Here is a 7,880-nt window from a genome sequence, read left to right as displayed (position 1 = left end):
CGCCCGTGAGCGGGCAGGACTGAGCCAGCGTGAGGCCGCCGAGCGGGTCGAGTGGTCCCAGTCCAAACTCATCCGCGTGGAGACGGGCACGGTCAGCGTGTCCGTGAGCGATCTTCGCGCCCTGCTGTCCCTGTACGCCGTCACGGACCCCGGCCAGGTGCACGAACTCGAGGAGGCGGCAAGAGGGAGCAAAGGACCGAGCTGGTGGTCCAAGTACCACGACGTGGTCACCCCGCAGTTCGCCCAGTACCTGGGATACGAGAGCGCCGCGACCTCGCTGAGCACCTATCACCCGATCGTCGTCCCCGGCCATCTCCAGACCCCCGGCTATGCGCACGCCCTGCTCGCCCCCCGCGGCCTGAGTGCCGAACGGGCGGACCGGGTGGTGGACTTGAGGATGGAGCGGCAGAGCCGGATGTTCGACGGGTCCGGGCGGCCCGCGGCCACCTTCGTGCTGGACGAGGCCGCGGTACGCCGGCAGATCGGCGGCCCGGAGGTGCTCGGCGAACAGTTGGGGCAACTGCTCGAGTTCGGCGCGCGGGACGGTGTGTCGATCCGCGTGCTGCCCTTCGGGGCGGGGGCGCACTACAGCACGCTGGGCAGCTTCGTGCTCCTGGGCTTTCCGGACGACGACGACCTGCTCTACCTGGAGCACGCCGCGGGCAGCATGACGGGCGGCGAGGACCTCGAACTGCTGGCCCGTTACCAGGAGTGCTTCCAGACGATCACGGAACTTGCGCTCGGCGAGGCCGAGTCCCTCGACCTCATCGGTCACATCAGGCAGGACCTCGGGACCCGCTAGGCACTAGAGGGCTCACGGCTTTCACGGAGCGGGGGAGGACCGACGTGGTCTTCAGGTCGACATGGCAGGACCTGCGGCAGTGGGTCAGGTCCTGCGTGCTCGGGGGCGAGGAGCCGCCGGCCTCCGGGCTGACCGACGAGGAACTCAAGGCGCAGGCCATCCAGGACGAGGGGCAGACGCGGAACCTCATCGCGATAGAGAAGGCGCGCGGCGCCGTGAAGATGAAGACGATGGCTCTGGCCGGGGTGTTCGTCCTGGCGGTCGTGCTGCTGATACTCGCGGCGATGCTCGCGGCCATCCACATGGTCAGGGGACTGAAGCTGCCCTGGTCCCCGATACGCAGCATCGTCCTGTCGGTCCTGGGCGCGTCCGGCGCCACCGGAGCCGTGTGGGGCGGCAAACGCCTCTGGAACCGCCGCAAAGGCGGGACCGCTACTGAGGCGAACCCGTCCGAGAACCGTGCGGAAGGGGAACCGGATCAGGTGGGGACGGCGTAGCGGTACGGCCGGCCCGCCACACCCCGGCGGCGACGGCTACCGCCACGGCCACGACGACCCAGACGATCCTCTTGGCGAGCGCCCCCTCCACGGCCAGGGAGGCGAGGGCGGCGGCGAGTGTCGCCACGGCGCCGGTGCCCAGGGTGAAGGTGACCGCGCCCGCCACGACGGGCCCCCGGGACGTCCTCCTGGCGGAATGCTGCGCCGCGGATGCACCGGCATTCATAAGACCCCCTACCTCCTGGCGATGGCTTGACCTTGACAACGACGTCATGAGCCGGCCAACTCCCCTCGCGTCACCGCGTGCAGGAACTCCCTCCAGGCAGGGGCGGTGAAGCGCACAGGCGTGCGATGAGGCGTCTTGGAGTCACGCGCCAGAACGCCGCCGTGTCCCACGGCGACCTCGAGGCACTCGCTCTCATTGCCGCACATGCTGCTCCTGCGCCACAAGGGTCCCCCCTCCCGCACCACCTCAGCCCCCCTGCTGCCTTCCCCGATGTGCCCGATGGCGCCCGGTCAGCCTAGTGGACGGTTGTGCACCACCGCAGCCAAGTACCCCAATCGTCGGGGTCGGGAAACACCTATGGCACCCGAAGGACTACTTTCGGCTACCCCGCCTCCAGGTTAGGGGCAGCCGTCATCGGCTGCCATACGGGAACCGGTCGACATGCCATACGTCCATGATGGCGAAGGCCGCACCCCCGATGGCGGGGATGCGGCCCAACTGCCCTGCCCTGTCCGTTACTTGCGGATCAGGCTGCGCAGCACGTACTGCATGATGCCGCCGTTGCGGTAGTAGTCCGCCTCACCGGGGGTGTCGATGCGGACGACCGCGTCGAACTCGATGCCGGTGTCGGTGGCGACCTTCACCGTGCGCGGGGTGCTGCCCTCGTTGAGCTCGGTGACGCCGGTGATGGAGAAGGTCTCCTCGCCGGTCAGGCCGAGGGTGGAGGCGGTGTGGCCCTCCGGGAACTGCAGGGGGAGCACGCCCATGCCGATGAGGTTGGAGCGGTGGATGCGCTCGTAGGACTCGGCGATGACGGCCTTGACGCCGAGCAGCGCCGTGCCCTTGGCCGCCCAGTCGCGGGACGAGCCGGAGCCGTACTCCTTGCCGGCCAGGACCACCAGCGGGACGCCCTGCTCGATGTAGTTGCGCGAGGCGTCGTAGATGAAGGAGACCGGGCCGCCGTCCTGCGTGAAGTCGCGGGTGTAACCGCCCTCGGTGCCCGGCGCGATCTGGTTGCGCAGGCGGATGTTGGCGAACGTGCCGCGGATCATGACCTCGTGGTTGCCGCGGCGCGAGCCGTAGCTGTTGAAGTCGCGGCGCTGCACGCCGTGCTCGGTGAGGTACTGGCCCGCCGGGGTGTCGGCCTTGATGGCGCCGGCCGGGGAGATGTGGTCGGTGGTGACCGAGTCGCCCAGCTTGGCGAGCACCCGGGCGCCGGTGATGTCCTCGACCGGCTCCGGCTCCTGGCCCATGCCCTCGAAGTACGGGGGCTTGCGGACGTAGGTGGACTCCGCGTCCCACTCGAAGGTGTTGCCGGTCGGGATCGGCAGCGACTGCCACTGGGCGTCGCCGGCGAAGACGTCGGCGTAGGACTTGGAGAACATGTCCTCGCCGATGGCGTTGGCGACGACGTCGTTGACCTCGGCCTCGGTCGGCCAGATGTCCTTGAGGTGGACCGCGTTGCCGTCCTGGTCCACGCCGAGGGCGTCCTTGGTGATGTCCACCTTCATGGAGCCGGCGATGGCGTAGGCGACGACCAGCGGCGGGGACGCCAGGTAGTTCATCTTGACGTCGGGGTTGATCCGGCCCTCGAAGTTGCGGTTGCCGGACAGCACCGAGGTGACGGCGAGGTCGTGCTCGTTGACGGCCTGGGAGACCTCCTCCGGCAGCGGGCCGGAGTTGCCGATGCAGGTGGTGCAGCCGTAGCCGACGAGGTTGAAGCCCAGCTTGTCCAGGTACGGGGTCAGGCCGGCCTTGTCGTAGTAGTCCATGACCACCTTGGAGCCCGGCGCCAGCGTGGTCTTGACCCACGGCTTGCGGGTCAGGCCCTTCTCCACCGCCTTCTTGGCCACCAGAGCGGCGGCGACCATGACGTACGGGTTGGAGGTGTTGGTGCAGGAGGTGATGGCCGCGACGGTGACCGCGCCGTGGTCCAGCTCGTAGGTGGTGCCGTCGGGGGCGGTGACGGGGACCGGGTTGGAGGGGGCGCCGTTGGAGATGGCCGGGGCGTCGGAGGCGGGGAAGGACTCCTTGCTGGCCTCGTCGACGTCGCCGCCGTCCTTGACGTAGGCGCGCACGTCCTGCGCGAACTGCGTCTTGGCGTCGGCTAGGACGATGCGGTCCTGCGGGCGCTTGGGGCCGGCGATGGACGGCACGACGGTGGACAGGTCGAGCTCGAGCTTCTCGGAGTAGTCCGGCTCGGCGTTCGGGTCCAGCCAGAGGCCCTGCTCCTTGGCGTACGCCTCGACGAGCGCGAGCTGCTGCTCGGGGCGGCCGGTCAGGCGCATGTAGTTGATGGTCTCGTCGTCGATCGGGAAGATCGCGGCGGTGGAGCCGAACTCCGGCGACATGTTGCCGATGGTGGCGCGGTTGGCGAGGCTGGTGGCCGCCACGCCCTCGCCGTAGAACTCGACGAACTTGCCGACCACGCCGTGCTTGCGCAGCATCTCGGTGATGGTGAGCACCAGGTCGGTGGCGGTGGTGCCGGTGGGCAGCTCGCCGGTGAGCTTGAAGCCGACGACGCGCGGGATCAGCATGGAGACCGGCTGGCCGAGCATGGCGGCCTCGGCCTCGATGCCGCCGACGCCCCAGCCGAGGACGCCGAGGCCGTTGACCATGGTGGTGTGCGAGTCCGTGCCGACCAGGGTGTCGGGGTACGCCTTGCCCTCGCGGACCATCACGACGCGGGCCAGGTGCTCGATGTTGACCTGGTGGACGATGCCGGTGCCGGGCGGCACGACCTTGAACTCGTCGAAGGCGGTCTGGCCCCAGCGCAGGAACTGGTAGCGCTCCTTGTTGCGGCCGTACTCCAGCTCGACGTTCTGCTTGAAGGAGTCCGGGGTGCCGAACTTGTCGGCGATCACGGAGTGGTCGATGACCAGCTCGGCCGGGGCGAGCGGGTTGATCTTCGCCGGGTCGCCGCCGAGCTCCTTGACGGCCTCGCGCATGGTGGCGAGGTCGACGACGCAGGGCACGCCGGTGAAGTCCTGCATGATCACGCGGGCCGGCGTGAACTGGATCTCCTGCGACGGCTGGGCCTGGGAGTCCCAGCCGCCGAGGGCACGGATGTGGTCGGCGGTGATGTTCGCGCCGTCCTCGGTGCGGAGCAGGTTCTCCAGCAGCACCTTCAGGCTGTAGGGAAGGCGCGCGGAGCCCTCGACCTTGTCCAGCCGGAAGATCTCGTACGACTCGTCGCCCACCTGCAGCGTGCTGCGGGCGTCGAAGCTGTTCGCCGACACGACAGTCTCCTTCATTGATGTGCGCGTACCACCGCAATCCTGCCGCCACGACGGCTCGGCCGATCCGCTGAGGTAAGGCTAAGTAAGGCAATCCTTACCGAGCGGGGGGCTGCGGGGCGCCTCGGCAGATATCTCGATGTCGAGATAACTCTAGTACATGGGGGCCGGATGGTCATGTGCGGCCCCGGCCGCACGGCCCCCGGGTACCCCGGTGCGGGGGGACGGCATCGGGGTACTCACGGGAGATCCGGCATGGCGACGGTCGGGCGGATGGCGAGCCCCCCCCCAGCCCCTCGACACCCTCCAGGTGGCGTAAATCGGTACAACCGGGAAACAATCAGGCGTCACTGACGGTCCTTCACCCGAACGGACCCCACGAGAGGTGCCATCTCATATCTGAGATAACCTCAACCCCATGGCAGACGACTACCTCGTACGCATCGGTAAGCTCATCCGTGACGCCCGGCAGCACCGCGGCTGGACGCAGGCGCAGCTCGCCGAGGCGCTCGGCACCAGCCAGAGCGCCGTCAACCGCATCGAGCGCGGCAACCAGAACATCAGCCTTGAGATGATCGCCCGAATCGGTGAAGCCCTGGACAGCGAGATCGTGTCGCTGGGCTACGCCGGCCCGATGCATCTGCGGGTGGTCGGCGGCCGCCGGCTGTCCGGCGCCATCGACGTGAAGACCAGCAAGAACGCGTGCGTGGCGCTGCTGTGCGCCTCGCTGCTCAACAAGGGGCGCACGGTGCTGCGCCGGGTGGCCAGGATCGAGGAGGTGTACCGCCTCCTGGAGGTGCTGGGCTCGATCGGCGTGCGCACCCGGTGGATCAACGACGGGGTGGACCTGGAGATCGTGCCGCCGGCCGGCCTGGACCTGGAGGCGATCGACGCCGAGGCCGCCGTGCGCACCCGCTCCATCATCATGTTCCTCGGCCCGCTGCTGCACCGCATGGACCGCTTCAAGCTGCCGTACGCGGGCGGCTGCGACCTGGGCACCCGCACCATCGAGCCGCACATGATCGCGCTGCGCCGCTTCGGCCTGGACGTGGCGGCGACCGAGGGGCAGTACCACGCCGTGGTGGACCGCTCGGTGCGGCCGGACCGACCGATCGTGCTGACCGAGCGCGGCGACACCGTGACCGAGAACGCGCTGCTGGCCGCCGCCCGCCACGACGGCGTGACCGTCATCCGCAACGCCTCCTCCAACTACATGGTCCAGGACCTGTGCTTCTTCCTGGAGGCGCTGGGCGTACGGGTCGAGGGCATCGGCACCACCACGCTGACCGTGCACGGCGTGCCGGTCATCGACGCCGACGTGGACTACTCCCCCTCCGAGGACCCGGTCGAGGCGATGAGCCTGGTGGCGGCGGCGGTCGTCACCGAGTCGGAGCTGACGGTGCGGCGGGTGCCGATCGAGTTCCTGGAGATCGAGCTGGCGGTGCTGGAGGAGATGGGGCTCGACCACGACCGCAGCCCCGAGTACTTCGCGGACAACGGCCGCACCCGCCTGGTGGACCTCACCGTGCGGCCCTCCAAACTGGAGGCGCCGATCGACAAGATCCACCCGATGCCGTTCCCCGGCCTGAACATCGACAACGTCCCCTTCTTCGCCGCGATCGCGGCCTCCGCGCAGGGCAAGACCCTGATCCACGACTGGGTCTACGACAACCGCGCGATCTACCTCACCGACCTCAACCGCCTCGGCGGCCGCCTCCAACTCCTCGACCCCCACCGGGTCCTGGTCGAGGGCCCGACCCGCTGGCGCGCCGCCGAGATGATGTGCCCGCCGGCCCTGCGCCCGGCAGTGGTCGTCCTCCTCGCCATGATGGCCGCCGAGGGCACCTCGGTCCTGCGCAACGTGTACGTCATCAACCGCGGCTACGAGGACCTCGCCGAGCGCCTCAACTCGATCGGGGCGCAGATCGAGACCTTCCGGGACATCTGAGGGCTCTGCGCAGAACCACCCTCAGCCCCTCCCGTCCGGGGGGCTCCGGGACCCCGAAAAACACCATGACGTGCCGGGGCTGGAGAACGCCAGGTCTCGGCACGTCTCTGGATTCCGTCGGCGGGAGGTCCGGTGGACGCGGCGTCCCGTCTCACCGGGACGAGCCGACCGACTCCCGTGACCCGTCGAGGCCGGTGACGACCGAGCGGCGGTCGAACACCTCCGCCAACTTCACTATCCAGGTCAGCTCCTCCTGGAAACTCGTCCTCGGCGGTCCATCGATCATGATGTCGCCGTCGGCTCGGTCTCCGGTCCCGCAACCGTCCAGGGCGGACGCCAACTGCGCTGCTTCCACCACTGCCAGGAGGTCGTTGCCGCTCAGCCCGGCTGCGCGTCCCCGTTCCAGCGCGGCACTGGTCACCCCGGGGGCCACCCGGTGCCGCACCGCCAGGATGCCGTCCCGGATCTCGATGACCCGTCGATAGAGCTTGAATTCGAGGGCGCGGAACACCAGGGCCCTGCCCATGAAGGTCTTGTCGGGTTGAAGCGCTACAGCGGGTACGGCCCGGTACACCGCACACCACAACGGATGGAGCGTGCGGTACTGGCGGTACTTTCTCAGCCAGTCGGCCACCAGGCCCAGCTGGGGGCCCCATCCCGGCATGGTCCACCCGATGATTTTGCACAGCGCACCGGCATCTCCCACGGTCCACGCCAGGTCCTCCCACGGCACCGGTGAGAGACGGCCGTACTCGACACAAGCGTCGACGATGCCGATCCCGCTGTACGAGAGAGTCAGAACGGCACCCAGGGACGCCACCACCAGGCCCCGGCGCAACCAGTGATGCGACACTCTCGCATACCGCAGGCAGAGGACGGCCACTTCGGTTTCCACTGCCGCGTAGACCACGTTGTAGACCAGCGAACAGGCCAGTCGATACGGCCGCCCGGCCGTCAGGGACGTGGCGGCGGACAGATGGCTGCCGACCACGCTGAGCAGGAACAGGCCGAACATGCTCACGGCGGCGATGCCGATGAGTACGAAGCGTCTGGCCAGTCGTTTCCGGGCCCCCGCCGGCGGCTCCATCCAGTACGCGAGCAGGACTTGCTGCCCCACCGCGAAGGACATCACGCAGGCCTGCAGAGCCAGCGGTGCCAGACCGGGTATCCC

General features: G+C 68.9%; 6 protein-coding genes. 3 read left to right on the top strand and 3 right to left on the bottom strand.

Features of this window, described 5'->3' with window-relative positions; translation table 11 throughout:
• The coding region (locus IE249_RS13825; RefSeq protein WP_229858410.1) for a helix-turn-helix domain-containing protein at positions 1 to 802 on the top strand (802 nt) is incomplete at its 5' end.
• A gap of 44 nt (positions 803 to 846) precedes the next feature.
• Entirely contained in the window at positions 847 to 1,299 is a 453-nt protein-coding gene (locus IE249_RS13820) for a hypothetical protein (protein WP_189705104.1), read from the top strand.
• Between the two features lie 270 nt (positions 1,300 to 1,569).
• Here the strand turns inward: IE249_RS13820 and IE249_RS13815 are convergent, their stop codons facing one another.
• Positions 1,570 to 1,767, bottom strand: a complete 198-nt coding sequence (locus tag IE249_RS13815) for a DUF397 domain-containing protein (RefSeq protein WP_308434346.1) — start codon at positions 1,765 to 1,767, stop codon at positions 1,570 to 1,572.
• A 273-nt stretch (positions 1,768 to 2,040) separates the two neighbouring features.
• Positions 2,041 to 4,764 carry an aconitate hydratase AcnA gene (gene acnA / locus IE249_RS13810; RefSeq protein WP_308434341.1) on the bottom strand — a complete coding sequence of 908 codons (2,724 nt, stop codon included), beginning with the start codon at positions 4,762 to 4,764 and terminating at the stop codon, positions 2,041 to 2,043.
• 415 nt (positions 4,765 to 5,179) lie between these two features.
• Here acnA and IE249_RS13805 point away from each other — a divergent pair, with 415 nt between their 5' ends.
• The gene (locus IE249_RS13805; RefSeq protein ID WP_189705101.1) at positions 5,180 to 6,709 is read left to right on the top strand and encodes a helix-turn-helix domain-containing protein; all 1,530 of its coding nucleotides are present in this window, start codon (positions 5,180 to 5,182) and stop codon (positions 6,707 to 6,709) included.
• A gap of 151 nt (positions 6,710 to 6,860) precedes the next feature.
• Here IE249_RS13805 and IE249_RS13800 read toward each other — a convergent pair.
• Positions 6,861 to 7,880: MAB_1171c family putative transporter (locus tag IE249_RS13800; protein ID WP_308434340.1), on the bottom strand; the 1,020-nt coding region annotated here is incomplete at its 5' end.

It is taken from the genome of Streptomyces anandii JCM 4720 (assembly GCF_014650655.1).
In the GTDB taxonomy this organism is placed as follows: domain Bacteria; phylum Actinomycetota; class Actinomycetes; order Streptomycetales; family Streptomycetaceae; genus Streptomyces; species Streptomyces anandii.
Note: the sequence above shows the minus strand (reverse complement) of the source record. Positions and strands in the feature narration are given on the sequence as shown.